The sequence below is a fragment of the Micromonospora sp. FIMYZ51 genome (assembly GCF_038246755.1).
In the GTDB taxonomy this organism is placed as follows: domain Bacteria; phylum Actinomycetota; class Actinomycetes; order Mycobacteriales; family Micromonosporaceae; genus Micromonospora.
In genome coordinates, this window is the sequence record NZ_CP134706.1 from 4,709,650 (window position 1) to 4,734,029 (window position 24,380).

Consider the following 24,380-nt stretch of genomic DNA (forward strand, 5'->3'; position numbering starts at 1 on the left):
CTGCCGCTCGTGAGCCACCGGGACGGCCTGACCGACGTCCATGTCGATGTCGTGCTCTCGCTATGGTGGAAGGACCTGTGGGACCTGGGCGGCGCCGTACTTCCCCTCGCGTTCCATGCGTTCAAGGGCGGCTACGAGGAGGCGGCAATCGGGTCAGTGCTGCTGTAGTGCGTCCGGCTGATGGCTGGGACGATATCGGCTTTTAGCGAGCCGCTAAGCTTGACGCACTTGTCGCCGAGGCTCACCCGCCCGGGAAACCCTCGCCACCTGCGCCACCCGCCTGGACCGCTACCGCGCCGCTCTCGACAGCGGCACCGACCCGGCCATCGTCAGCCGCTGGATCAGCGAAGTCCAAGCCGAACAGGTCACCGCCGAAGCCACCCTGCGTCGCCTCACCGGACGCCAGACCATGACCCCGGACGAGATCCGCCGACTCGTGGAAGCACTGGGAAACCTCATTACCGTGCTCCGCGAAGCCGACCCCGCAGACAAGGCGGTGATCTATCGCGAATTGGGGCTCAGGCTCACCTATCAGCCAACGGCCCGGATGGTGTCCGCCCAGGCGATCCCAAATGGATCATGTACTAAATTGTGTCCGAGGGGGGATTCGGCCACAGACATCCAGCACACCTGCCGGAAACAGGTGTTCATGCGTTGCACAGTAGAGTCCAACGCCCAGGCGGTCAATCAGAGGCTATCGGGCTGTGTCCGGCGCCGCGGATGCTTGAGCTGATCGATGTGCTCTTGGCTGGCGACGTCGGGCACCTCTAGGCGATGGCGGTCGGCGGTGTACCGATGGCGGCATCGCCATCTGGAGTTCCTGCCGGATGGTGTCCAGTGCCTGGGTGACGTGGATCTGGACGGTTCGCCAGGCGTGACTGAAGTCAGTGATGGGGTAGGTCAGGCCGAGTAGCGGCAGTGATCGGGCAGCGCCGAAGAGTCCGGCTCACGCCTGGTGCAACTCCACCAGAACTGGTGTCCGAGGCGCGCGGCGAGTGCTGGGACCGCTGCGCAGGCTCATTCGAAGAGTTCGCGGATGACTCCCATGGCCCGTGGTGAAATCACCTCGTCTGGGTAGAAGTCACTGCACAGGCGTACGGCGTCGTCCACCGTCGCGACGCCGGCCAGCGCCGCCAAGGTACGGAGATCGTCCACGTCGCGGGCCCGGGCCGCGAGTGCTTTCATCGCGAAGATGTGCTCCGGCGAAGCCGCCATGACGCGCAGCCCGGGATGGTCGAAGACCCGCCGTCGGCCCGGGTCGGTCTTGCCGGAGACGTAGACGCTGGCTTGCTCATTGAGCCACCACGGGGGCAGTCCCAGATCGTCGGCCACCGCACGGGCCTCGTCGAGAACGACGCCGTGTGGGACGAACATCGCATCGACGTCTCGGGTCACCCGCTTCGCATCATAGGCCAGCGCCATCGCGGCACCACCCACCACGAAGATGTCAGCGACGACGCCACGGCGGACGAGCCGCTCGCCCAGGCGGGCGAACGCGCGTTCCAGTTCCGCGCGCCCCATCAGGACGCCGTCCGACCCGCTCACGCCGCCGCCAAATCGTGTACCGACACGTACACGCCATGTTTTCGGAACGCCGCCGGCGCCCACGCCAGGGCATCGGCGCGGTGGATGGCCAGCTCGGCCGGGAACCAGGCCCGGTGCAGCACCCGGGTCTCGACCCACGCCGGCGGAGCAAGATCCGCCTGCGCGAGCAGATGCTCTGCGAGCGCCGCCAACAGCGCATCCCACCGTACGTCCCCGGTGGGCCCAGGCTCATCCTGCAACAGACCTACCCTGGTGTCGGCTGGCTCCCATCGGTACTCCTCCAGGAACTCCCACACCAGCTTCCAACGGATCCGATCGCTGTCCGCGGACGCGAGATGGGTCGCCAACACCGCCAGGCTCATCGGTTCGTAGCCGGTACCCATAGCGCGCACCTCACCTCCGAACCCCAGGGCATTACCGGTTGCAGCCTATCGCCTCCCCCGCTGGCGAGCCCCGCAACGCCCTACCGCTGACCGCCCCGACCAGTCCTTGTCGGCGACGCCCACCCCAGCAACCTCATACGCGACGCCACCGGCAACACCGTGCTGTGCGACTTCGACGCCAGCAGCCTCGGCCCCTGGCAGGTCGACCTCGTCGCCGTACCCGTCGGCGAAGCCCGCTTCCACCGCGCCGGACAACACCGACGCCTCGCCACCGCCTACGGCTACGACATCACCACCGACCCGCGCTGGTCACTGCTCCGCGAAGCACGCGAACTCAAAATGATCGTCGCAGCCGTACCACTCCTTAACAGCAGCCCCGGCATCGCCGACGAATTTGCCCTACGCCTTCACACAATCACTACCGGCGACGACCAGACCCGATGGACCCCCTTTGCTGACCTGCCCCGCCGCTGATCAACACCGACGCCCACCTTGAAGGACCTCGCCCTCGCCCACGGCGCCCACGCAACAAGCTTGGTGCGCTGGCGTGCCCGGCTACCCACAGCCGACCGCGCCCCGGGCCGGCCTGTCGCTGAGCTCTCCGGGCACTTCTGCGCCCTGCGGGTGCGCCCCGCCGGCCGGGCCATCCGACGCGGCCCGCACCGCGGCGACGACGGTGTCCTGCCCCAATGCTGGCTGCTCGTGCAGTGGCCTCCCAGCCAGGACGAGCCCACCGACTACTGGCTGTCCGACCTACCCGCCGACACGTCACTGACCGCCCTGGTCCGCCTGATTAAGAGCCGCTGGCGCGTCGAGCACGACTACGCAAACTCAAAACCGTCTTCTAGCCGAATCCTGTAGTGATCGGCAGCCCTGCCACCCGCCGGGCCCGGCCGGTGTACTTCGCCGCCGTGCTGCGGTGCGCATGCCCATGCGGCGGGTTGCTGGCGACTAGGCTGCTGCGACGTGACCGCTATCCCAGAAGCAGTGCATGAGGTCGAGGTCAAGTATCGCGTAGGTGACGAGGCAGCGCTGCTGGCGGCTCTGGCAGCTCACGGGGTTGTGCTGTCCGACGCGGTAAGCCAGGACGATCAGGCATACGCGCCTTCGGCGTGGCGGTACGGCATGAGCAAGATCGGGGTACCGTTCGCACGGCTGCGCACCCAGGATGGCCGGCACCTGTTCACCGTCAAGCGGCCGGTGGACAACGAGATGGCCTGTCTGGAGCACGAGACCCTGGTGGCCGACCGGGGGCAGATGCACGCCGCACTGGTGACGATGGGCTTCACGCCGACGGTACGAATCGTCAAGAGGCGCCGCACCGGCCGATGGGGTGAAGTGTCGTTGTGCCTGGACGCCGTCGAGGGGCTGGGCACGTTCGTGGAGGCAGAGGCGTTCATCGGTACCGACGAGTCCGGCCGCGCCACGCAGGAGCGTCTGGACGGCCTGATTCGCTCGCTCGGGGTGCCGGCGGCGCGCACAACGGACACGTACGACTCGTTGCTGCGGAGCGCGGCGGCACCTGGTTAGAACAGCGACGTGGCGCCGAGCCCCAGGCACCTTGTGTTCGAGGTGGTTGTGTCCCGTCGGTGTGCGTCTCTACGCTGCCACGGTCCGCTGTGAATGCGAGGCGTTGAGCGGGGTAGTGGAATGTCGCTGACCGACAGCATCGGTGTCGACGTGCAGTCGATGACGGCGGGCGTGGCTCGGGCACAGCAGGAGGCGGCAGCGGCCGACCATGGTGTCGAGCAGATCGCCGCTCGGGCAGTGGCCTCCGGTTTCGTCGGCATCACGGCGGGGCTGGCTCGGGTGCGGCAGATGATCGGGCAGGCCCGATCCCGGCTGGCAGAGGCCACGGACGTTCTGGGTGAAGCGTCCCGGGCGGTGAGCTCGGTGGGGCGGCAGCCCTCACCGCAGGAGACCATCGCCGCCCTCACACCGGCGATCGCGGCGTTGACGACAGCCGAGGGCAGCGTGACGGCGGCGGCGTCCGCGGTCGACGATGCGCGGCGGCTGGCCACGACGGCGCTACAGGGCGGGCAGCCCGGCCCGACGCTGGCGCGCCTGCAACAGATACTGCAGATCCCGGCCGCCGTCCGCCCCGAGGAGCTACGGCCCGGCAACACGTCGACGCGGCACTGGCACAGGCCAGACAGGTCGGTGACCTGGGAAACTAGGGCTGGGCGGCGGAAGCGACACCAACCGACCGCCCGCCACGTCCCCAGCAGCCGACGATGCGACACGACCCCAGCAAGATCCCCGTGGTGACGCGGGTGGGCCGAGCGGGCAACCGACGGCGGATGTTCCACGGCCGGTCGGCCCCGACTGGGTGCCAGCCGATCCGGCGACCCTGCCCGAACGCGTACGCCACGCCGTCGACCATTTCCAGACTCGCCCCGCCGGCGCCACCCGGCCCACCCTCGGCGTCTTCAACGGCGAGGAGATCTACTCAGGAGGCGGCGACCGGTCCCTGGCCGCCGACCTGGACCACGATCCGCTACGCGGACCACCAGTCACCTTCTACGACCACGCAGAGTCCAAAGCCGCCGCGCGAATGCGCCACACCAACGCCCGGGAAGCCGACCTCGCGATCGACAACACCGTCTGCGGCAGCAACGACCGCGACCAGACCTACCCCTGGACCTGCGACAAGATGCTTCCCGCCATCCTTCCGGCGGGTAGCCGCCTCCGCGTGTGGGTCACCCGCGACGGCGGAACCACATGGTGGCACCGTGTTTACACCGGCACCGGAGAAAGGACCACCCCGTGACACTGCTGCTACGCGACTACCACGGTCACACCTACGACGCGACCAGCCCCGACGACGCCGGACACTGGTTCGACGAACAGACCCAGACGATCATGCCCCATGGAGGATGCGGACAAACCCTCACGATCAGCACAGACGACAAGCCGGTCCTCCGCATCGACATCGACATCGACGCCGACCGCGCAGCAGTGCAGTGGCTACCCGACGGCAGCTACGCCACCGAACACGAACCCGACACACCAATCACCGTCTACGAATCACCCGACACCGGCCTGATAGACATCTCCCCCGAACTCGCCCGAGTCACCCCCGCAACAGCCCGAGCAGCCCTCATCGAATACGCCACCACATGCCAACGACCCACCAACATCGACTGGAGCCACCGAGACCAGTCCCCTTCATGACCCGCCGCATGCTGGGCGAATCGGCATACGCCGCGTCTCACACATTCAGGACACCCCGGCCCCTGTCGTAGGCTCCCTCGCCTTGCACGCCAGCGGCCTCACCGCCGTGACACCGTTTGGCTGCGCGAGCACCGAGGCCTGGGCGTACCGGCGACGTCTGGGTCTCCGACTTCGCGCCGAGCCCATTCTGGCCGCAGGTGGCGTCCCTCGCCGCCGATTCCAGCGACCGGTAACGGCGCATCGGCGCCCGCTACCGCCCAAGCTTTCTGGCGGGGTTCGCGGACACCCTAGCTTAGCTAGGTGCCAACCCTGCGGGTCTGGAGCCGTTCAGCCCTCGGCCCGGTCAACTGCCAGAACTCCTGCGGCAACTGGTCGACAACGTCCCCGTACTCCTTCGCTCTGACCGACTCACGAAGGGTGTCCAGCACGGCCCGTGCTCCGTCGGTGGCCACCTGGCGATCCACCCCGGCCCGTGACTGCACCCGTTCGAAGAATTCGGCCAGTCCGAACCGTTCCGGATCTTCGGTGGGCCTAGCCACCAGCCCTCGTAGTTCCTGAGGGAGTTGGGAGGCGAGGTCCCTCGCCTGGCCGCCTGTGATCCTTTCTGCCAACGTCTCGAGCGTGGCGCGGGTGATCGGTTCCGCCTGTCCCGGTGGCACCTTCGGTCGGGCTGCCACCGACTGGATGAACTCGGTGTAGTTCACCTCGGATCCCCCTTTCGAACGGATTACGGCGGGTACCCGCGCCCGTCGGGGTGAAACGGCGGCTCGCCCGCCCGCAGCCGGGTGGTGGCGGGGCGCGATCCCGACGAGGGCTCCGAGCCGCTCGAGGGGGAATGACCCATCCCTGACCTGCTCCTTCAGCAGGTCAGGGCTGGCGGGCTGGGTAGTGGTACAACAAACAAGACGCGCACAGCAACGCGCCGATCAGCCGGTAGAAGGCAACGGCCAAACGCTGGTCCCATGTTGGCGTGCTTCTGCAGGGCGTCGGGCCCGACGATGGTCTGAAGCGGCAGCAGCGCCGTGGTGAACAGCACGAACAGGTCGGTCCATTACAGGCCGCGATCGATTGCTGGGTGCAGTCGATCGCCGCCTTGAGGTTGAGCCATACGACGGGCACGTACGAGTAAGAGGGCAAGGTGAGCGACGTGCTCGGGCACGAGAATGCCGAAGGTTTTACGGCGGTGGGTGACGACGGCGACCATGTCCACCCGCCTCCGCAGCGAGTACAAACCCTGACCTCCCTCGCAAACCAACAAACCAAAAAAGCCGCCTTGGCTAACGAAAGGTGCGTAGCGTTCAGGTGGGCCTGTGCCGAGGACCCACCCCGCCGACAGGAAGGCATGAGATGTCGCTCGACGCGTTCCGCATCCCTGGCGGCTCCTTGGATGACCTGATGAGTCGGTTCTTCGGAGGGGATCCGTTCGCGGGACGTCCGGTGGAGCGGGTCGACCTGTCCCGGCTGCTCTCCACCGAATCGCGGCAACTCCTGCAACGGGCAGCCGAGCAGGCTACGGAGTGGGGCAGCCCGTACCTCAACGTCGAGCACCTGCTGTGGGCCGCTGCCCAGTCCGACCCCACCCGCCGGATCCTCGACGCGAGCGGCGCCGACTCCGACGACCTGGCTCGCCAGATAGAGTCGGCCGTCCCCAGGGGCAGGCCACGCGAGGACACGCCTCCGCTCGCGCCGGCGGCGAAGCGCGCCCTGCTCGACGCGCACCGCGAGTCGCGACGGTCCGGCGCGACGTACATCGGCCCCGAACACCTCCTACTCGGCATCGCCGCGAACCCGGAGACGACTGCGGGCCGGGCGTTGCGGGCCCTCGGTGGGGCCGTCACCGGGCCCACGCCGCCGGCTGGCGGCGCCGGTGGGCGCGGGGCCAGCACCACCCCCACCCTTGACCAGTACGGGCGGGACCTCACCGAGGACGCCCGGGCCGGGCGGCTCGATCCGGTCGTCGGGCGTGACGACGAGATCGCCGACACGATCGAGGTGCTCTCCCGGCGTACGAAGAACAATCCGGTGCTCACCGGCGAGCCGGGCGTCGGCAAGACGGCGATCGTCGAGGGCATCGCGCAGCGCATCATCAACGACGAGGTGCCCGAAACCCTGGCCAACCGGCGTGTGGTCGCACTCGACCTGTCCGGGATGGTGGCGGGCACCAAGTACCGCGGTGAGTTCGAAGAGCGACTGAAGAACGTGATCCAGGAGGTGACGGCCGCCGAGGACGAGCTGATCCTCTTCATCGACGAACTGCACACCGTTGTCGGCGCGGGCGGCGGTGGCGAGGGGGCGATGGATGCCGGCAACATGCTCAAGCCCGCCCTGGCCCGCGGCGAACTGCACGTGGTCGGCGCGACGACACTGAACGAGTACCGTCGCTACATCGAGAAGGACCCGGCGCTGGAGCGCCGGTTCCAGCCGATCCTGGTGTCGGAGCCGAGCGTGGAGGACAGTGTCGCGATCCTCAAGGGCGTACGCGACCGGTACGAGGCGCACCATCAGGTGCGCTACACGGACGAAGCGCTGGACGCCGCGGCTGAACTGTCCCACCGCTACATCACCGACCGGTTCCTGCCGGACAAGGCCATCGACCTGCTCGACCAGGCGGGGGCACGGGTCCGGCTGCGTTCCCGCACCCCGGCTCCGGACAAAAAGGAGATCGAAAAGCGGCTGTCCCAGCTGCGCCGGGAGAAGGACAGCGCGGTGGCGAACGAGGACTACCAGCGCGCGGGTGCGCTGAAAGCCGAGATCGGTGCGGCCGAGCGGGACCTGGCGGCGGCGCAGGAGGGCACGCCTCCGGTGCCCGAGGTGCACATGAGCGACATCGCCGAAGTGGTCAGCCGCCGTACCGGTGTTCCCGTCACCCAGCTCACGGAGGTAGAGAAGCAGAGGTTGAGGCGCATCGAGGAGCAACTGCACGAGCGCGTGGTCGGCCAGCACGAGGCCGTACGGGCTGTGGCGGCCGCCGTACGCCGATCGCGCTCCGGGCTGAGTGACCCCCAGCGACCCGACGGGTCGTTCCTCTTCCTTGGACCCACCGGCGTCGGCAAGACCGAGCTGGCCCGAGCCCTCGCCGCGGCGCTCTTCGGCGACGAGTCCAGCATGATCCGCTTCGACATGAGCGAGTTCCAGGAGCAGCACACAGTCAGCCGACTGGTCGGAGCGCCCCCGGGCTACGTCGGGTACGAGGAGGCCGGCCAACTCACCGAGGCGGTCCGGCGCCGGCCATACTCGGTGCTGCTCTTCGACGAGGTGGAGAAGGCGCATGCGGATGTGTTCAACGCGCTGCTGCAGGTGCTCGACGACGGTCGCCTCACCGACGCGCAGGGTCGCACGGTCGATTTCAGCAACACCATTCTGATCATGACAAGCAACATCGGCGCGGACCGCATTCTGGCCGCGCAGACGGCAGGGCGTCCGGTCAGCGACCAGCGCGAGGAGCTGATGGGGCTGCTGGGGCAGCGGTTCCGGCCGGAATTCCTCAACCGGATCGACGAGATCATAATCTTTACCGGCCTGGACCGGGACCAGCTCCTCGAGATCACCGGCCTGCTGCTGGACCGCACCCGCCGCCGGTTGCACGCACAGGACATCAACCTTGAGGTCAGCCCGGACGCCACGCAGTGGCTGGCCAACCGGGGCTACCAGCCCGAGTACGGGGCGCGGCCACTGCGGCGCAGCATCCAGCGTGAGCTGGAAGACCGGCTGTCGATCCTGCTGCTCGAGGACGGGGCGAATCCCGGCGACACCATCGAGGTCAATGTCGTCGGCGGCGAACTCGACCTCTCGGTCCGGCCCGCCGCCGCGCCGGCCGGCACATGATGCCCGTCCCACCATCGTCATCGAAAGCCTGAGGATCAGCTCACGAATGACCTGCTCCTTCGGGCGTCGCGTCCACCATCTGCAGCACCCTCTAATGCCGATCCCACAGCGGTGACGCTTCGACGAGCCGCCTCGCCTCGGCGCGGAGGTCGTCCGGGTCGGCGGTCTGATCGACGTGGAGCCAGGTCTCGCCGATCACCCGCGTCTCGTGCCGGATCCAGTTCTGGAAGGGGTGCTCGGTGAACCAGGTGGTGAGCAGGTTGAGCATCCGGTCGTCCCAGGGCCGGATCACAACGTTGGTCAGCTTTATCTCCTCGGCGCGCCCCACTGCCCGTGGGTCCCGCGCCGGGGTACGCGCGGATCCGTTCCAGCAGCGGGCGCATGCCATGCCACGTGGATCACGACTGGCCCAGGTTGGTGACCAGGTTGACGGCGACGGCCAGGATGCCGGTTCCGAAGGTATACGAGAGCAGCGCGTGCCCGAGCGCGATCCGGCGCATACAGTGACTCGTCGGTTCGTTCTCGCCCGGGGCGTAGGACATGCCGACCGTGAAAGCGACGTACGCGAAGTCGGCGTACGCCGGTGGATCCTCCCGCTTGAAGTCGATGCCACCGCCGTTGTCGCGGTAATACAGCCGGGCGTACTTCAACGCGAAGACCGTGTTCACCAGCACCCACGCCAAGACCACCCCGACGACGCTAAGGATTACCAGCGCCACAGCCACCATGTCCTGCTGGTTCGAGGCGCGCACGAGCGCCTCGCCCACGACGGCGAGACTGACAACGGACGCGATCAGGATCGCCGAGTCAGTGGAACGGGAGTGCCGCTCCGCCTCGGCAAGCTGCTCGGTACGCTTCGGGCTCGCCGACCAGCAGGCCCGCCACACCCAGATGAGGATCGTGCCCGCCGCGATCGTCCAGATCACCAGCGGCGTCAACTCCGGCGCCCCGACCAGCGCGGCGGCCGCCCCGGCGACGACACCGACGGCCAACGACCACAGCGCACGCCTGACCGACAGCAGGCGTCCCAGCGCCGGTCGTCCCGATCGCTGCTCCACCCATTCAGCGTTCCGGATCAACCGGGTCGAGCAGCGGAAACCCGGAGCCATCACCGGATCGGGCTGCGCGAAGGTGGCGAGTCGACGGCGATCCACGCTCAAAAGCGGCTCGCGGCTGGTCCCGCATACGATGCTCGATGAGCCAGACTGTCGCCGTCCGGGCGCCGATGAGACGGCCGGCAGCCGGACAAAGTCATCCGGCAGTTGCGCTCACGGGAGAAGTGCCGAGCAGGAGGCTGGCCGGCCAGTAACAGCCTGCGTCAGGGCAGTGGAGCCTGCGGCGAATCCCGGAATGGCCATCGGACCAGTCCGGTTTCGCGGAGAATGTGCTGGCGAACGAGTAGGCCCGGATCAAATGCAGGGAGTCGACGTAGCGTCGGTGACGGCGGCGCTGCGTGGCGAAGATCCGATGATCCGCGACCCGCGAGCCGGATGAAAATGGGTGTTCAGCGGCACGACTGCCGGTGACAGGCCAGGACAGCACGAAGGACTCCACTTGGTACGCCCGGACGAAACGAAGGCGCCGCGCGACCGCAGCGCCAGAGGCGGAAGAGCGGCAGTGCGGTACGAGGACGACCTGCCAGCTCAACGGCGTGTTTCAGTGCGCCGGCACGGCCGTCGCTGCCAATCGGAACGGTTCCAACAGCATGGACACGTCGCATCGTCGGGCCGCAGGCTCCGGTGCGGATTGGGAGTCACGGATGTGGGCTGTCGCCGCCGGCGTTGACACACTACGCCTGATCACGGTCATTGAGGCCGCCGCAGGCTTCGGACTGATGCCCGCAGCCATCACCTACGTTCTGTCGATCTACCCACTCACTCACAGCTCAGTAACGCGGCCCGTAAGGTGCAGACCCAAGCCGACGAACCAGCGCTTCCCGTTCCTTTACTACTTCCGGGCGAGGGAACCGTCGGCCACACTCCACACGTTCATCCGTGGCACCGCCATGGTATGTCTGCAGGCACGGTGGTGCATCTCCACGGACGCCGCCCATACGCCCGTGTGCAGGGGCGCGAACTGCAGCTTCGTCTTCAGCACTCCATCGACCATTACGCCATCGGCTTCCTGATGCGCGACCCCCGGTGCCTGCGCCGGCCGCTGGACGCCGACGACGCGCGTCGCCGCTGGCAGAGCTTGACTGACGCAGCCGGCAACTGGGGCGTGGACCGCCCTGGGGAGGACGAGACGGATCTCGACGAGTTCGCCCGGATCGTCGGATACTGCCAGACCTTCCTGGATAACCTGGCCGAGCAACATCTTTACCCGCCCGCGCAGCCTCCAGGGCGCGGGTGGCTTAACGTTAGTAGTCGATGGGTGAGCGCCAGTCGCCGACGAAGTGCCGGCGGCATTGACCCTCGCACGCTCCGGTGACACTGACCCCGGCGGGCAGCCTGTGGGCGACGCTGGTGATGGCGTTCGTTCTGGGGGCACTTCACCTGCTCGCACCGTACATCCGCCGGAGGCTGCCGGTGCCCACCCACGCGGCGGCCTCGCTCGGTGGCGGCATCGCCGCAGCGTACGTCTTCCTATACCTGCTGCCGCGCCTCGCCGAGGGCAACCAGGCCGTGGCCCACGTGCTAGAGGAAAAGGTCGACGTCACCCCGGCGCGCGGATTCATCCTGTTCTTCGTGGCGCTGGTCGGCTTTTTCACGTTCTACGTGCTGGAACGCGCCACCCATCGCTCAAGCGGCCACAAGCAGGAGCCAACCCGGGTGGTCTTCGCGTTCCAACTCGGCTTCTTCGCCCTCTACAGCGGGCTGATCACGTACACCCTGGCGACCAAGCTGCACGCCGGGCTCGGGCCGGCGGTGCTGTTCGCCGTCGCCATGGGGCTGCACGTGCTGGCCACCGACGGCGTGCTGGCCCAGCACTTTCCGGTCAGCCTCACCACCCGGTGGCGCCTCGTCCTCGTCGCCGGTGCCGGCACCGGCTGGCTGACCGCTGTCGTCGCCCAGCCGACCGGCCTGCTGATGAACCTGCTCACCGCGTTCCTGGGCGGCGGGATCCTGCTCAACGTCTTCGTCGACGAACTAACACCCGAGCGTCACTCCAGCCTCACCTGGTTCACCGCCGGCCTGGCCGCCTACTCCGGCCTTCTCGCGATCGCAACCTTCACCGGTACGGGCGCCGCCTGAGGGCGGCGACTCACATCGCCGCACGCCCGCCCCCAGTGCCTCGACCCACCAGCGAGGTATCGCGCCCGCCATGCCCGCACCTTCCGCCGGGCTTACACCAACCCCGGCAGCCGAGCCTGGCGATCTACCACGTGACTTTCGCCGTCAGCAGGCCGCCGGCGCCTTCGTCTGGGGCTGGTGGCCGACGCCGCGGTGCTGGTGACAGTGGCCTCGGCGTGCCTCCTCCCGAGCGGCAGCCGGAGTTCATGAAAGCGATGGAGCTGGTCCGCAGCTACCGGCAACGCCCCGGGATTGTGCGCTGGGGACTGTTCCGCGAGAGGGAGTCCCGGGAACTGACCGACGAGCGCGCGGAAGAGAGGTAACCGCGGGTCAGGCCGTACCCTGGCGGTTAACCCGCCCCTCCCCGGCCGCCTTCGACCGACCATGGTCGCGCTCGGTGCCGGCCGATCCGGTTGCGGTGCGTTCGTGCCGCTGGTCCGGCGAGTGCTCCACGGTGGCCCCTTGCCGGCCCCGCGCTCCGCTGCCCGGGTGCCGGCGGCCCCGCGCCGACACGCCGCCGCTGTCATGCTGGTTGCGCTTGTGGCTACCCATGCCCGGTGGGTACCCGGCACCTGGGCCGCCCATGCTTTCGAGCGGACGGCTCCGACGAAGGATGCCGAACTTGCTCGGTTCGCCGAGCTCCTCAAGACGGACACGGACGGCGGGCCTTCCATCATCTGCACCGCTATCGGGCCTGCGGGCACCGCCGCCGGAGTCGATAAACCCTGACCCCACCCACACTTGGGCAAGCCCTCCCTGGTCCAGAATAGGGGTGAACCGCCCTGAAAGCGACACAGCGAAAAAAACCTAACAAAGTGCTATTACGCACCACGACAGATTTCGATCAGCTCTGCTGATGTTGCCCCTGTGGCCCTACCAGCCGCGCCGTGACCTGCCTCAGCGGCGGGCTGCTGGACAATCTTCTTCATCCTTTGCCAGGCCGCTCGGGCCGGAGATCCGCCCAGACCCCACCGCCACCAGCTGCTGCCACCCGGCTCTGCGACCGAGATGCCGACCCGCGTCCAGTCCGTCACGCTCACGGAAGACGAATCCGAAAGAGCGGCACCCGCGTTCGACAACGCCGCCGAACTCGCAGCAGCACTGCGGTGACTCACCACACGAACGCCTCCCTCATCTCGGCGTGCAGTTCCCAGTGGCAGCACCGACGACCTCAACGTTTCACACACCGTTACTCAACACGGGCAAGATCAGCACAGGTAGGGCCAGTATGGCCGTCCTCGTGGAGCCCTGTTCGTCCGTCATAGCCAGCCGAGCGGGGCTGCGGCCGCACTGCACCCCGTGAGGTCGCCCTACTGGGAGGACGCCGTACCGCCACCATGGAACTGTCGTCACCGTCACCGGTGCCCGCCAAGGCACAGGATTGGGGTCCGAGGAACTTGCCAAGATCGGACATCCGCTATTCGGCACGTCCGGACGCTGGGTGGCCTCGGGAGCAGTCACCGTCCGCGGCACGCGGTCGGCGGCAGATCGGTGCGTCTGTCACGGCCAGGGATGAGGCCGCAGAGACCGCTCGGCGGACCGAACACAACCGTGCCCGTCTATATCTTGCGTGTGGGCCGCGTTCACCTTGCCCGCGTCCTGCGCCCGGCCCGACAGCACCCGGCCGCAGTAATGCGAGTCGGCGATTAGCCAACGCTCGTCGTGCGGTGCCTCGGCGGGCGCGGGCTCGCCCGCGAAGTACGCCGCCAGCGCCGCGTCCCCTGCCCCGGACAGCCAGCGCTCGGCCGCGCGCAGCCCCTGGGGGAGGGCACCGCATGGTCCGGCACGCCCAAGAGCAGCTGATAGCGCTGGCATGAGGCGCCACGGCAGGTCGGCGACCGGCCATAGGGTGCCGAATCACGCATCCTGCGCCGGCTCGTAGGAAGCCTGCGGGCAGGCCGAACATTCGGCAGCCGCCGGACGTCGGTGACGGCCGTCCGGCATTCCCGATATCCGCCGCTTTGCCGCCGAATCTGATGACACCCTGAACGCGGGCACGCCTGCGGGGTACACAGGGAGTGCGGTCGCGAGCCAGGAGAGGCGGCATCAAGATCACGGTGAACGGCTTCTGATGCGTACCGCGCTGATCGTGTTGGCCGCGCTGGCGGCGGCCGTGGTCGTGGACCTGGTCTCCGCCGTGCTGATCCGTTGGGGTGCCCTTGGCCGCTACAAGTGGCTGCTGGAGCCGCTGCGGCAGGCCTGCCGCCGCCCGGCGGCCGCGGTCCTGCTGGTCGGGGCGCTGTACTACGCGCTGCCGCCCGGACCGGCCGAGTGGCAGCGTTATCTGCGGCACGCCATCCTGCTGATCCTGATAGGCGTCAGTGCGTGGCTGGTGATCAGGGCATTGAACGTTTCCGAGGCGGTCGCGTTCAGCCTGCTGCCGAGCGATTTGGCCACGAGCCGGCGGGTCCGGCGGGCCCGGACCCAGATTCGCCCGATGCGGCGGCTCACGGTGGCCGTTGTCACGGTCCTCGCAGTCGGCCTGATCCTGATCACCTTCCGGCCGGTACGCCTCGTCGGCATCTCCATTCTGACCTCGGCCGGGGTGGTCGGCGCGGTGATCGGCCTCTCCGCCCGAACTGCGCTCGGCAACGCGTTCGCCGGCATCCAGGTCGCCTTCGCCGACGGGCTGCACGTCGGCGACGTGCTGGTGGTGGACGGCGAATGGGGCCGGGTCGAGGAGGTGAAGCTGACCAACGTGGTGATCCGACTCTGGGACGAACGGATGCTCATCCTGCCGACCACGTACTTCACCGAGCGGCCGTTCCAGAACTGGACCCGGAACGAGTCGCGGGTCATCGGCAAGATCCAGCTACATGTCGACCACACCGCCGACCTGGACGACCTGCGCCGGGAGGCACGCCGACTGGTCGAGTCCTCACCGCTGTGGGATCGAAACCGGTGGGTGCTTCAGATGGTCGACGCCACCCCGCAGACCGTGGTCATCCAGGTGCAGGCCTCGGCCGCGGACGGCGCCAGCGCCTGGGACCTGCGCTGCGACCTACGCGAGGGACTGATCCGCTACCTGCGCGACCAGCACCCCCAGTGGCTACCCCGCACCCGCAGCCAGTACCAGCCCTGACCGGCAGGTCGGGCGTGGTCGTCCCGGGCGCCGATGAATGAGTTGGCGCCTACCGGGGGCCAGGGACCAGTCGACAGGGACGGGAGGCGGCGATGGGCGTCGACCTGAGCCACATCTTCCCCAGAACCGGGCACTCGCCGCCAGGAACCTTCTGACCGCACTGTACGTGAAGATCGATCACTGGCTCGGGCCGCCTCGAAGGACCGGTAGGCCACCGAAGCTTTCCGATGCCGAGTTGCTCACTCTGACTGTCGCGCAGGTGCTGCTCGGCGTGCATTCCGAGGCCGGGTGGCTGCGGTTCGTTTCCGGGCATCTGCCCGGGGCATTTCCGTACCTGCCCGGACAGTCCGGCTACAACAAGCGCCACGGGCGGCGTTGCCACTGCTCAAGAGCGCTATCCGGGCGGTCGCCGCAGACACCGACATGTGGTCGGACACGACGTGGGTGGTCGACTTCACGCCGGTGGAATGCGCTCGGTCGAGGCCGACGGTGAAACGGTCGGCTCTGGCGGGGCGGGCCGGGTGCGTGCGGCTACTGCGCTTCGCACTCGCGGTTCTCTTGGGGTCTGCGTCTGCGGCAGGTAACGCCTGCCACACGCCTTCGAGGAGATCATCAAGACATGCGGCGCGCAGACCGCAAGGTTGTCAGGGTCGAGGCGGATCGCAACGGCCGTGGCGCGCTCGGGCCACCCGGTATCCCAGCAACCGAGAACAGGAGGACAACGACTCGAATCGCCGCCAAACGCACGCGGACTGACCGGCACCGCCCGGGACCCGACGGGACGGAGGGGATGCTCGTCGCACGAGCACCCACCGAGCACCCAACCGACCACAAGGGACAGAAACATAAAGGCGTCTGACCTACACTTCCGCAGGTCAGACGCCTTTGATCTTGCGCGCCCGAAGGGACTCGAACCCCTAACCTCCTGATCCGTAGTCACATGCTTCAATGTATAAATCATCTCGTCCAGCCCAGTGCAGCTCAATACAACGCGATCTGAATACGTTATAGCAGGTACGGGGCCAGGGCGGCTCTAATCGATATATAATCCACTTAAAAGTAGGGTCGGAAATCCGGCTCACTCCAGTCCGTCCGGGCCAGGTCCCCGACGTCCGAGCACCCACGGAGCACCCCTGATCATCTCGACCAGGGCCGATCAGGACGGAATCCGACAGCTACCCATCGCCGTGCTGGAAGCCGGATCCTGTGAGGGACGGCGGTATGGCGAAGAGCAACAAAGCAACCCCCGCCGGCCAGATGGACCACCGCAGCCACCTGGGCGATCAACCGGGATGTCCGACGCTGGTAACGCTCCAGAACTCCCGGGACCTGCTCCCCGAACGTCTGACGGCATCCCCGCGTCGGAAATACCAGACGGCGTACGCGTACCCGCACCACCATCGACCGAGCATCGACCGACACGTCCGCCAGGGTCCGCTGGTGATATCCGTGCACCCGGCCCGTCACGGCCGCGGTGGCCGGGCGCAACGTTTGGGCCACGGGTGGCGCCGCCTGCGTCCGGGTCACTCGTTGCGATCCTCGCCCGACGCGGTGGCCGGACGCAGCGTGGTAGTAGACCTGCTCCGGTTGTTGCGATCCTCGCCCGGCGCGGTGGCCGGGCGCAGCCACCACCGGCCTGTCCGGGCCCGGCGCGCACGTCAGCTCGTTGCGATCCTCGCCCCGCGCGGTGGCCGGGCGCAGCGCGGTGGCGGGCGGCCTACCGGCCGACGAGGGTGCGGTGGTTGCGATCCTCGCCCGGCGCGGTGACCGGGCGCAGCAGCCTTCACCGGTCGCCCGGTCGCGGCACTCCGCGGTGTTGCGATCCTCGCCCGGCGCGGTGACCGGGCGCAGCGGTCGACGTCGGTTTCCCAGTAGGCAACGTCGCTGAAGTTGCGATCCTCGCCCGGCGCGGTGACCGGGCGCAGCGTGACCTTCAGCCCATCGCCCTTGCTCGCGTCCTCGGCGTTGCGATCCTCGCCCGGCGCGGTGACCGGGCGCAGCGCATCAGCAGCGCCAACCGCAGATGCTCCGGCCAGGAGTTGCGATCCTCGCCCGGCGCGGTGACCGAGCGCAGCTTCCGGGCGGCGTTCAACTTCATTTCCCGGGCCTGGTTGCGATCCTCGCCCGGCGCGGTGACCGGGCGCAGCATTGACGCCCGTCGGGCCCGGCGGGCCCGCGCCGGCAGGTTGCGATCCTCGCCCGGCGCGGTGACCTGGCGCAGCGTCGGAGTCGGTCACCCTCATGCGGCCGTCGATCGCGTTGCGATCCTCGCCCGGCGCGGTGACCGGGCGCAGCTCCGTCAGGTACGCGGCACTGTGACCACTGCTCAAGGTGTTGCGATCCTCGCCCGGCGCGGTGACCGGGCGCAGCGCCAGTACGGTCTGGTGGCGGTCACCGACACCGGCCCGTTGCGATCCTCGCCCGGCGCGGTGACCGGGCGCAGCGCCAGTACGGTCTGGTGGCGGTCACCGACACCGGCCCGTTGCGATCCTCGCCCGGCGCGGTGACCGGGCGCAGCGCCCCCGCCGCCGGGGGGCCGCCGCCGCCCGAGGCGGTTGCGATCCTCGCCCGGCGCGGTGACCGGGCAGCGCCGTCGTCCCGGTCACGTAGAGGTACGCCCCGCCGAGGTTGCGATCCTCGCCCGGCGCGGTGACCGGGCGCAGCACCAGCAATGCCGCACTACCCGCGCCCTCACAGCCCCGTTGCGATCCTCGCCCGGCGCGGTGACCGGGCGCAGCACACAGACGCTGGTCGAGATGATGCACCCCGAGTGGGAGTTGCGATCCTCGCCCGGCGCGGTGACCGGGCGCAGCTCGGCAGCCTGTAGCGGGGGAGCCCCGTACGTACCGGCGTTGCGATCCTCGCCCGGCGCGGTGACCGGGCGCAGCACATACCGGACCCTGACACGTCAACCCACGACGGCCGGTTGCGATCCTCGCCCGGCGCGGTGACCGGGCGCAGCCCGCGCCACCTCCGGCGAGTGATGCGCGCCGCCACCGATGTTGCGATCCTCGCCCGGCGCGGTGACCGGGCGCAGCGACATGCCCAACGCCCAGCGGCGCGGCATCGCGTGGTTGCGATCCTCGCCCGGCGCGGTGACCGGGCGCAGCCTCTCCGGTGGCGGAACGACGACGCCGACGCCCCGGTTGCGATCCTCGCCCGGCGCGGTGACCGGGCGCAGCGGCTCGTGAGCAGGAAAGATAGTGATTCGACGTTGTTCGCCGCATCAACTCACGGTCCGTTTTAAGCATTTGATCCGCATTTCTAGGTTCGGAACCTCCCGGGGGTTCCGTGGTCACTGGAGGTTCCTAGATCACCAAGGCTCCTCGCGGGTCTATCGGCCGGGGCTTGCCGAGATGTTCGACATCGTCGAGCGCATAGGCCGGTAGCCGGTAGATGCGGATGCTGTCTTGGGTGGGGTCGATGGCCTCCTGAAGCGCGGCGATGAAGCGCACCTTGTCGGTTTCGCGGCAGACGACTTCGAAGACCGACTTCTGTACGCGGTGGCCGTACGCTTCGCATATCTTGGCGACCTTGCGGAGTCGGCGTTGTCCCTTCGGGGTGGCGGTTTCGACGTCGTAGGTGACAAGGAGGTCCACGGCTTAGTACGGCAGCCGCCGTTCGGGATCATGGCTGAAGTTCGAGGTTGAGTCGGCGTGTGTAGTGGGCTTGGCGGGCTCGGGCTTGATGCCGCCGCCGCCAGCCTGACCAGTGCAAACGGTGGGCGAGGTCGGTGATCGGACGGATGAGGCAGGCGTTGATCAGGCGGCGGATCTCGTTGACGGTCAGCGGGATCAACTTGGTGTCGCTGGGCTCGTCGGTCGTGTCGGCGGCGCTGATCGCGAGGACGGCGAGGGCGGCCAGGGCCAGGGTGGTGAAGCGGTGCCAGGAGTCCCAGCGGCGGACCTGGTGCTGGTCCAGGCCGACTTGGCTCTTGGCGGCCTGGAAGGCTTCCTCGACGGTCCAGCGGATGCCGGCGACCCGGACGAACTGGGCGAGGGTTGCTGGCCTGGGTGCCCAGCAGCGATAGAAGGCCAGCTCACCGGTGGCGGTGTTCTTCCTGATCAAGATGCTGTCTGCGAGTCCAGGGTCGCCACGTAGCCCAGCGCCCGCGGCGAGCAGCTCGGCCAGGGCCGGCCGGTCGGTTCGGCCGCCGTCGTCGGGGTCGGCGTCGGTGCAGACGTCGTCGAGCCAGGCCCAGTCGTAGAAGCGTGGGCCCTTGGATCCGGCGCCGGCCGATCGGCGTTGCCACGCCGTGGCGGGCAGGTCAGCGGCGATTCGGTCGGCACGGACCCGAGTCTTGCCGCCGTCGATCGGGACCAGGTGGCTGCGGGACACGGCCAGGACGTAGCCGACCTCGTGCTCGCGCAGCCCAGCGCGGAAGTCGGTGTTGTTGCCGTAAGCCTCGTCCGCGGCGGCCCAGCCGGCCGGCACTCCAGCGTCCAGGGCGGAGGTGATCATCTGAGCGGCCAGCTCCGGCTTGGTCGCGAACTCGACCTCGTCGGGCACGCCGGCGGCCTGGCAGCGGTCCCGGTCGTCGGTCCACGACGCCGGCAGATACACCCGCCGGTCGATCAGGGTGTGCCCATCGGCGCCGGCGTAGCCGAGGAACACCCCGACCTGGCTGTTCTCGATCCGCCCCGCGGTGCCGGTGTACTGGCGTTGCACTCCGACCGTGTGTATGCCCTTCTTCAGGTCACCCGTGTCGTCAACGACCAAGACCGCATCGGGGGCACCGAACCGGGCGGTGATCAGCTGCCGCAGGTCGTCGCGGACGGCGTCGGCGTCCCACACCGCCCGGTACAGCAACCTTTGCATCGCGTCCGGCCGGGCATGCCCGGCCTGCTCGGCCAACTGCCAGCACGTCTTGATCTCGATGTCGGCCAGCAGCCCGGTCACGAACTGTCCCGCCGCCCGGCGCGGTTCCACCCGCCCGAACCGGCCCGCGAAGCAGCCCAGCACCTCGGCCAGCACCCGCTCCCACCGACCAACCGCTACGCTGTGGCACGCGGCCACCGCCAGATCTGATGTTGTGTCCACAACGCACAGACGATCACGCGGTGGCCGTCTCGCGTTCACCCCGGTTCACCAGCAAGATCCCGAACGGCGGCTGCCGTACTAGCCAACGTCTTCCCAGCACCGGTCGGCGCAGCTAGACGGAACACCCCACGCTCCCCCTCAGCCGCCGCGAGACAGTCTGCGTAGACCTGCTCCCGCAGGCTGCCGATCGGCGTACCACCACGCCCAACGAACTCGTCACGCCGCCGCTGCTCGAACACCTTGAACAAGTGGCCGAAGTCGGCGTCCGGACGTATCCGCGGCTGGGCCAGCCTCTGAAAGTGTGCGCTGGTGTCCAGGCTGTCGGCGTCAACCAGCGCGCTGTAGCACAAACGCAACGCCATTTCACCCACCAACGGATCCGCTCGCCAAGCCGCCGGCACCATCTGGTCCAACCGGCCTGGCAGATCCGGCAGCAGACCAGACAGCTCACGCTCGGCGGAAGTCACGTTCCCGGCGCATCATTCAGCCTGCGCTGGACCTGGTGCCACAGCGTTGGCGAATCGATCAGCCCACCATGATGCCCGAAAATCGCACCGGCGAAAGCGCCGAGTCCACGCTCATAAGCGATTCGAGTGCCGAGCGACTTGTGGTCAATGCCAACTGAACTACCAGTCGATGCAACAACGGCGAGCCTGCCCTGCCAGGCGCAGGCCGCCTTACCCACATCATGCAGCGCGCCCAGCCAATACGCCACCTCGCCACCACCGAACGGACCGGCAAACCGGCGTGCCAGCTCGCCGGTGCCACGAAGATGATCAGCAAGAAAATGCCATCGGTCGCCGCCAGGAGCGGGACTGTGGGCCCACAGAGTACTCACAGCAGAAATCAACGCCTTTCACCAGGTCGTACCGACTCCGGGTCCTTCGGTGCCGCCGAGTTACGATCCTCGCCGGGCACGGTGGGCACAGCGACGCGCTCGCATGCGCCGATGCACGCGTACGTATCCAGGCGCTGCGGACCGGCACAGGGGACACGGGCCCAGCCGGCCGGCCCCATACGTCGATACACCTTCTCCGTACAGTTGTGATCCTCCCCTGGCACGGTGGCCGGGCGCAGCCAGGACGCCGCCGGCGGCCGGACCATGGCCCTCGGCTCGTTGCGATCCTCGTCCGGCACGGTGGCCGGGCGCAGCCTGGCGGTTCGCCGCCGGCGAGGATCTCAACCACTCGTCGCGGACGTGGTCGGGCATGAGGACGTCGGCCCGGCGCTGGCGGTTCGCCGTCGGCGAGAATCTCAACTGACACCCAGGAAACAGGCAGGGGGGCGTGGTCGGGCCGGCGCTGGCGATCGCGACAAGCAACGCAGCGCGAACCTGCGGCTCGGGGACGGCACCGTGCATCGCGGCGGCCCGCTCGTGCCGGGGTATGTAGCGCACGTCGTAGAGGTTCGGTTGGCAGACCCGCCGCAGCGCGGGCTCGGCGATCTCCACGATCACCATCTCGGTACGGTCGCGGCGAGTAGGTGGCTGGTGTGGGCGTTGGCGCTGCGGCCCCGAGAGTCACCCTTTTCGATCAACATCATTCTGAGGACCGCCGGCATCCTGGTAGCAAGTTGGACAACGGCGTTGATGCTGCCAGGGTCTGCCGGAAGGAGTAGACCGATCAGCGACCACCTTTCCCGACGTCGGTGGGTGACCCGAGTGCCTCGCCTGGGTGTGTGGCGACAAGGCTGGGCTGTTTCAGTACATGCCGGCTCAACTGCTCGGTCTTCTCCGGGTTGTTGCTCCGTAAGGGCCACCTCGGTGTTGGCCGCGACACTCGTTCTGGCATCGAGCGGTAAGACCAGGACGCTCGATGAGAGAGCCGCGAATTCGGTACACAGCACGGTTAGGTAGCGGACGTATGGAGGCGGTAGCTCTTCACGCTTCGTCAGTCGGGTGAGGATCATGTCTAGCCCTTTTGGCTGCCCCGGTGGCCGAAGCTCTATCGATATGCAGGCTTGGACACCGATGAGGTGGCGTACGTGCTGTTCGAGCTGCGTACGGTGCTGGTCGATGGACGGACTGGGTAGCTGCGGGTTGTCGGGCGCGGGACTTCCGGTCTTGTGGTGGGCCAGCGCAGAGCAGGTCACCGTCTTCGGGCCACGGTCGATGAGCACAACGTCCTGGGCCTGTCGGGTTTCGGCCGTCGTGATCAACCACTCGATGCGGCGTGTCTTGGCTTCGAGTAGTGCATGGGCGATCTGGATGCCTGGTGTTGTCTGCACCCAGGGCCCGAATTCTTCCGGTGCGGACAGCTCGTCCAGATAGGTCCACAGCGGTGGCGCGTGCGTGACGGTACGCCCGTCTGCGACCAGGGCCGGGTCGAGGTGCGCGATGAGGGTGGACTTGCCGCTGCCGTCGGGGCGTCGATGAAGACGATCATCGTCGCTGCTCAGGTGGCCTGGATCGTGGCGCTGCGACCGTGGTGGGCGACTACGAGATGGTGCAGTTCCTCCAGCGCTGGAGGCACCTGACTGGCGAGCTGCTCGGCTCGGATGAGGTCGGCCGCACCCGTGCGGCGATCGGCGTCGTAGTCGTCGAGGAGCAGCGCAGCCTCAGTGCCGGGCCAGTGCTGGTCGAGGGTGGCCACGACGTTGGGCAAGCGGAGCAATGCCTGGGCGTCGAGGGCGAGAATGGTTTGACGGACAGCACTGGAGAGCACCGCCAAGCTACGGCGAGCGCGATCAGTGCGGTCGATGGCGGTGGTGGGTGTCGCCGCCTGGCGCTGGCGAGCGAAGTCGAGCAGATGACCGATATCGGCAGCCAGATCGGCAGTGTGCGGCTCTTCCGGCAGTGGTGGTGCGCTGGTGCCGGCCACGATCGGAAGCTGTCGAGCACCATGCCGGCCAGTTGCAAGCCCTGCTCCCCGCGCACGCGGGGGTGATCCCACGGCAGCGTCAGCTGAGGCGATGGCGGCGGCCTGAACGGCGTACAGCAGCAGTTCAACCAGGGGCTTTGCGCAGTCGCCTGAGGGTGCTCTGACCTGGACGTATGTGGTGTCACCCGCCCGTGTGGAGGGTGATGTGGGACGGGTGTGGTCCGTCGGTGAGCATCAGGTTGCTGAGACAACATGACACCGATAAGGACCACACCCGAGCATGTCATCATCGCCGATCAACGTGATCCGTCAGCACGCCCCCGCCCCGACCGACACCACGGCTGCCGCCCGTGAGGTGTGTGGCCTGTTGACAGCCCTGGCACGAGTTCCTGATCGAAAGTCTCCGAGCTACCGCGGGAAACTCAAGGGCTAAGGCCACCATCAGCAGGATGGCCGCGTGCCCGCACCGGCGGCCCGAAGCACCGGCTCTACGTCTGACCCGAAAAGACTGCCGAAAGGAAGCTCGTGCTGGGCGAAAGCCGGCGAAGGAAGGCAGCCGCCTGCGCCCGGTCAACCCCGTCGCGATCAAGGGCAGCCAGGGAAAGCGACTGTGACCCGGTGACGAGCGGCCCTCGCACCCTCGTCGCCCCCAGCTCGACCGCTACCGCGCCGCCCTCGACAGCGCGTCAGCCGGCTTGCGCCGGCAATGGGCAAGAATCGATACAGAAATAGCAATCACTAGTGCACGCGCTGCTCTAAGCAGCAGCCTGTAGTATCAGCGCATGCGCACTCAAAGTGCGCACCGATGCGGAAAATCTGTGTCCGAGGGGCAACACAAGCCAAAACCCAACCGGGTCCGACGCTGTCGGCGTTGATCCCGTTGGCCTAACGGTGATCATCGGCGGTGTTCCACGTCGACAACTTGCGGTAGAAGCAGTTGGTGGGGCACCGCCTGCTAGGCCCTGAATGGATGCGTGTTTCCTCGCAGGTGTCCGGTCGGTGCGGTGACGCTTACCTCGGCGATGTCCTGCCAGAGCCGGGAGTCGTCGATCGCGTCAGGTGCCTGCTCGCGGCTGACCGCCTGCACCTCAACAAGCCCGGTGTGAATGCCCGCGTAGGCCGAGGCCCCGTGCCCGCACGGATGGACCAATCCGTTGCCCTGGCCGTGATCGTCCAGGGGCCAGCCATCTCCATCCACAATCCCGAGAGTGTGATACGTGACGAACATTCGTCCGCTGTCGATGTGCCTTTTCATCGCCTCTGATCCTGCCGCGGGCGT

Annotated in this window: 21 protein-coding genes, 3 pseudogenes and 1 CRISPR repeat array; of the genes and pseudogenes, 12 read left to right on the forward strand and 12 right to left on the reverse strand. The window is 68.0% G+C overall.

The features are described from left to right. Window positions 1-9: 9 nt before the first annotated feature. Window positions 10-168: a hypothetical protein gene (locus tag QQG74_RS21025; protein WP_341716487.1), complete on the forward strand. Its 159-nt coding sequence runs from the start codon at window positions 10-12 to the stop codon at window positions 166-168. A gap of 849 nt (window positions 169-1,017) precedes the next feature. Here QQG74_RS21025 and QQG74_RS21030 read toward each other — a convergent pair. Then, window positions 1,018-1,545, reverse strand: a complete 528-nt coding sequence (locus QQG74_RS21030; protein WP_341716488.1) for a DUF6036 family nucleotidyltransferase — start codon at window positions 1,543-1,545, stop codon at window positions 1,018-1,020. Further along, window positions 1,542-1,928 (reverse strand): hypothetical protein, encoded by a 387-nt coding sequence (locus tag QQG74_RS21035; protein ID WP_341716489.1) that lies wholly within the window; start codon window positions 1,926-1,928, stop codon window positions 1,542-1,544. Before QQG74_RS21035 ends, QQG74_RS21030 begins: the two co-directional genes overlap by 4 nt. A 102-nt stretch (window positions 1,929-2,030) precedes the next feature. Between QQG74_RS21035 and QQG74_RS21040 the strand changes: the two are divergent. The 6 genes and pseudogenes from QQG74_RS21040 to QQG74_RS21065 all read left to right on the forward strand — a co-directional run. Beyond that, window positions 2,031-2,402, forward strand: a pseudogene (locus QQG74_RS21040) (aminoglycoside phosphotransferase); the annotation flags it as partial. A 15-nt stretch (window positions 2,403-2,417) separates the two neighbouring features. Further along, window positions 2,418-2,753, forward strand: a pseudogene (locus QQG74_RS21045) (IS701 family transposase); the annotation flags it as partial. Between the two features lie 141 nt (window positions 2,754-2,894). Then, the gene (locus tag QQG74_RS21050) at window positions 2,895-3,458 is read left to right on the forward strand and encodes a CYTH domain-containing protein (RefSeq protein ID WP_341716490.1); all 564 of its coding nucleotides are present in this window, start codon (window positions 2,895-2,897) and stop codon (window positions 3,456-3,458) included. A 120-nt stretch (window positions 3,459-3,578) separates the two neighbouring features. Continuing rightward, window positions 3,579-4,196 (forward strand): DUF6244 family protein, encoded by a 618-nt coding sequence (locus tag QQG74_RS21055; protein ID WP_341716491.1) that lies wholly within the window; start codon window positions 3,579-3,581, stop codon window positions 4,194-4,196. Window positions 4,197-4,257: 61 nt separating this feature from the next. Continuing rightward, the gene (locus tag QQG74_RS21060; RefSeq protein ID WP_341716492.1) at window positions 4,258-4,698 is read left to right on the forward strand and encodes a DddA-like double-stranded DNA deaminase toxin; all 441 of its coding nucleotides are present in this window, start codon (window positions 4,258-4,260) and stop codon (window positions 4,696-4,698) included. After that, window positions 4,695-5,102: an Imm1 family immunity protein gene (locus QQG74_RS21065; RefSeq protein WP_341716493.1), complete on the forward strand. Its 408-nt coding sequence runs from the start codon at window positions 4,695-4,697 to the stop codon at window positions 5,100-5,102. Before QQG74_RS21060 ends, QQG74_RS21065 begins: the two co-directional genes overlap by 4 nt. A 296-nt stretch (window positions 5,103-5,398) precedes the next feature. Here QQG74_RS21065 and QQG74_RS21070 read toward each other — a convergent pair whose 3' ends face one another. Beyond that, window positions 5,399-5,806, reverse strand: a complete 408-nt coding sequence (locus QQG74_RS21070) for a DUF2267 domain-containing protein (protein ID WP_341716494.1) — start codon at window positions 5,804-5,806, stop codon at window positions 5,399-5,401. A 266-nt stretch (window positions 5,807-6,072) separates the two neighbouring features. Between QQG74_RS21070 and QQG74_RS21075 the strand changes: the two genes are divergently transcribed. Together QQG74_RS21075 and QQG74_RS21080 are read left to right on the forward strand one after the other, a co-directional pair. Then, complete coding sequence (locus QQG74_RS21075) at window positions 6,073-6,231, forward strand: hypothetical protein (RefSeq protein WP_341716495.1); 159 nt, start codon at window positions 6,073-6,075, stop codon at window positions 6,229-6,231. A gap of 218 nt (window positions 6,232-6,449) precedes the next feature. After that, a complete protein-coding gene (locus QQG74_RS21080) occupies window positions 6,450-8,927 on the forward strand; it encodes an ATP-dependent Clp protease ATP-binding subunit (protein ID WP_341716496.1) in 2,478 nt (825 codons plus the stop codon). Window positions 8,928-9,018: 91 nt separating this feature from the next. On the opposite strand, the gene QQG74_RS21085 is transcribed toward QQG74_RS21080, so the two are convergent. After that, window positions 9,019-9,315 carry a hypothetical protein gene (locus QQG74_RS21085; RefSeq protein WP_341716497.1) on the reverse strand — a complete coding sequence of 99 codons (297 nt, stop codon included), beginning with the start codon at window positions 9,313-9,315 and terminating at the stop codon, window positions 9,019-9,021. Between the two features lie 10 nt (window positions 9,316-9,325). Continuing rightward, window positions 9,326-9,985 (reverse strand): DUF1345 domain-containing protein, encoded by a 660-nt coding sequence (locus QQG74_RS21090; RefSeq protein WP_341716498.1) that lies wholly within the window; start codon window positions 9,983-9,985, stop codon window positions 9,326-9,328. Between the two features lie 952 nt (window positions 9,986-10,937). Between QQG74_RS21090 and QQG74_RS21095 the strand changes: the two genes are divergently transcribed. The 3 genes from QQG74_RS21095 (at window position 10,938) to QQG74_RS21105 (ending at window position 15,242) form a co-directional block, all read left to right on the forward strand. Then, the gene (locus tag QQG74_RS21095; protein WP_341716499.1) at window positions 10,938-11,357 is read left to right on the forward strand and encodes a hypothetical protein; all 420 of its coding nucleotides are present in this window, start codon (window positions 10,938-10,940) and stop codon (window positions 11,355-11,357) included. Continuing rightward, window positions 11,354-12,121 carry a hypothetical protein gene (locus tag QQG74_RS21100; protein ID WP_341716500.1) on the forward strand — a complete coding sequence of 256 codons (768 nt, stop codon included), beginning with the start codon at window positions 11,354-11,356 and terminating at the stop codon, window positions 12,119-12,121. Before QQG74_RS21095 ends, QQG74_RS21100 begins: the two co-directional genes overlap by 4 nt. 2,110 nt (window positions 12,122-14,231) lie before the next feature. Beyond that, window positions 14,232-15,242, forward strand: coding sequence for a mechanosensitive ion channel domain-containing protein (locus QQG74_RS21105; RefSeq protein ID WP_341716501.1), 1,011 nt, complete (start codon window positions 14,232-14,234; stop codon window positions 15,240-15,242). A gap of 1,248 nt (window positions 15,243-16,490) precedes the next feature. On the opposite strand, the pseudogene QQG74_RS21110 reads toward QQG74_RS21105, so the two are convergent. The 7 genes and pseudogenes from QQG74_RS21110 to QQG74_RS21140 form a co-directional block, all read right to left on the reverse strand. Next, window positions 16,491-16,715: pseudogene (locus QQG74_RS21110) on the reverse strand (ISL3 family transposase); the annotation flags it as partial. 56 nt (window positions 16,716-16,771) lie between these two features. Next, window positions 16,772-18,424: direct repeats of the CRISPR family, unit length 37 nt; unit sequence GTTGCGATCCTCGCCCGGCGCGGTGACCGGGCGCAGC. A gap of 126 nt (window positions 18,425-18,550) precedes the next feature. After that, entirely contained in the window at window positions 18,551-18,841 is a 291-nt protein-coding gene (gene cas2 / locus QQG74_RS21115; RefSeq protein WP_341716502.1) for a CRISPR-associated endonuclease Cas2, read from the reverse strand. Window positions 18,842-18,869: 28 nt separating this feature from the next. Next, window positions 18,870-20,201, reverse strand: coding sequence for an IS701 family transposase (locus QQG74_RS21120; protein WP_341721301.1), 1,332 nt, complete (start codon window positions 20,199-20,201; stop codon window positions 18,870-18,872). 116 nt (window positions 20,202-20,317) lie between these two features. After that, window positions 20,318-20,749, reverse strand: a complete 432-nt coding sequence (locus tag QQG74_RS21125) for a hypothetical protein (RefSeq protein WP_341716503.1) — start codon at window positions 20,747-20,749, stop codon at window positions 20,318-20,320. After that, complete coding sequence (locus QQG74_RS21130; RefSeq protein ID WP_341716504.1) at window positions 20,746-21,120, reverse strand: CRISPR-associated endonuclease Cas3''; 375 nt, start codon at window positions 21,118-21,120, stop codon at window positions 20,746-20,748. The genes QQG74_RS21125 and QQG74_RS21130 overlap by 4 nt, the downstream gene beginning before the upstream one ends. Before the next feature lie 1,555 nt (window positions 21,121-22,675). Further along, window positions 22,676-23,101: a hypothetical protein gene (locus QQG74_RS21135; RefSeq protein WP_341716505.1), complete on the reverse strand. Its 426-nt coding sequence runs from the start codon at window positions 23,099-23,101 to the stop codon at window positions 22,676-22,678. Window positions 23,102-24,056: 955 nt separating this feature from the next. Beyond that, window positions 24,057-24,356, reverse strand: coding sequence for a hypothetical protein (locus tag QQG74_RS21140; RefSeq protein ID WP_341716506.1), 300 nt, complete (start codon window positions 24,354-24,356; stop codon window positions 24,057-24,059). Between the last annotated feature and the right edge of the window lie 24 nt (window positions 24,357-24,380).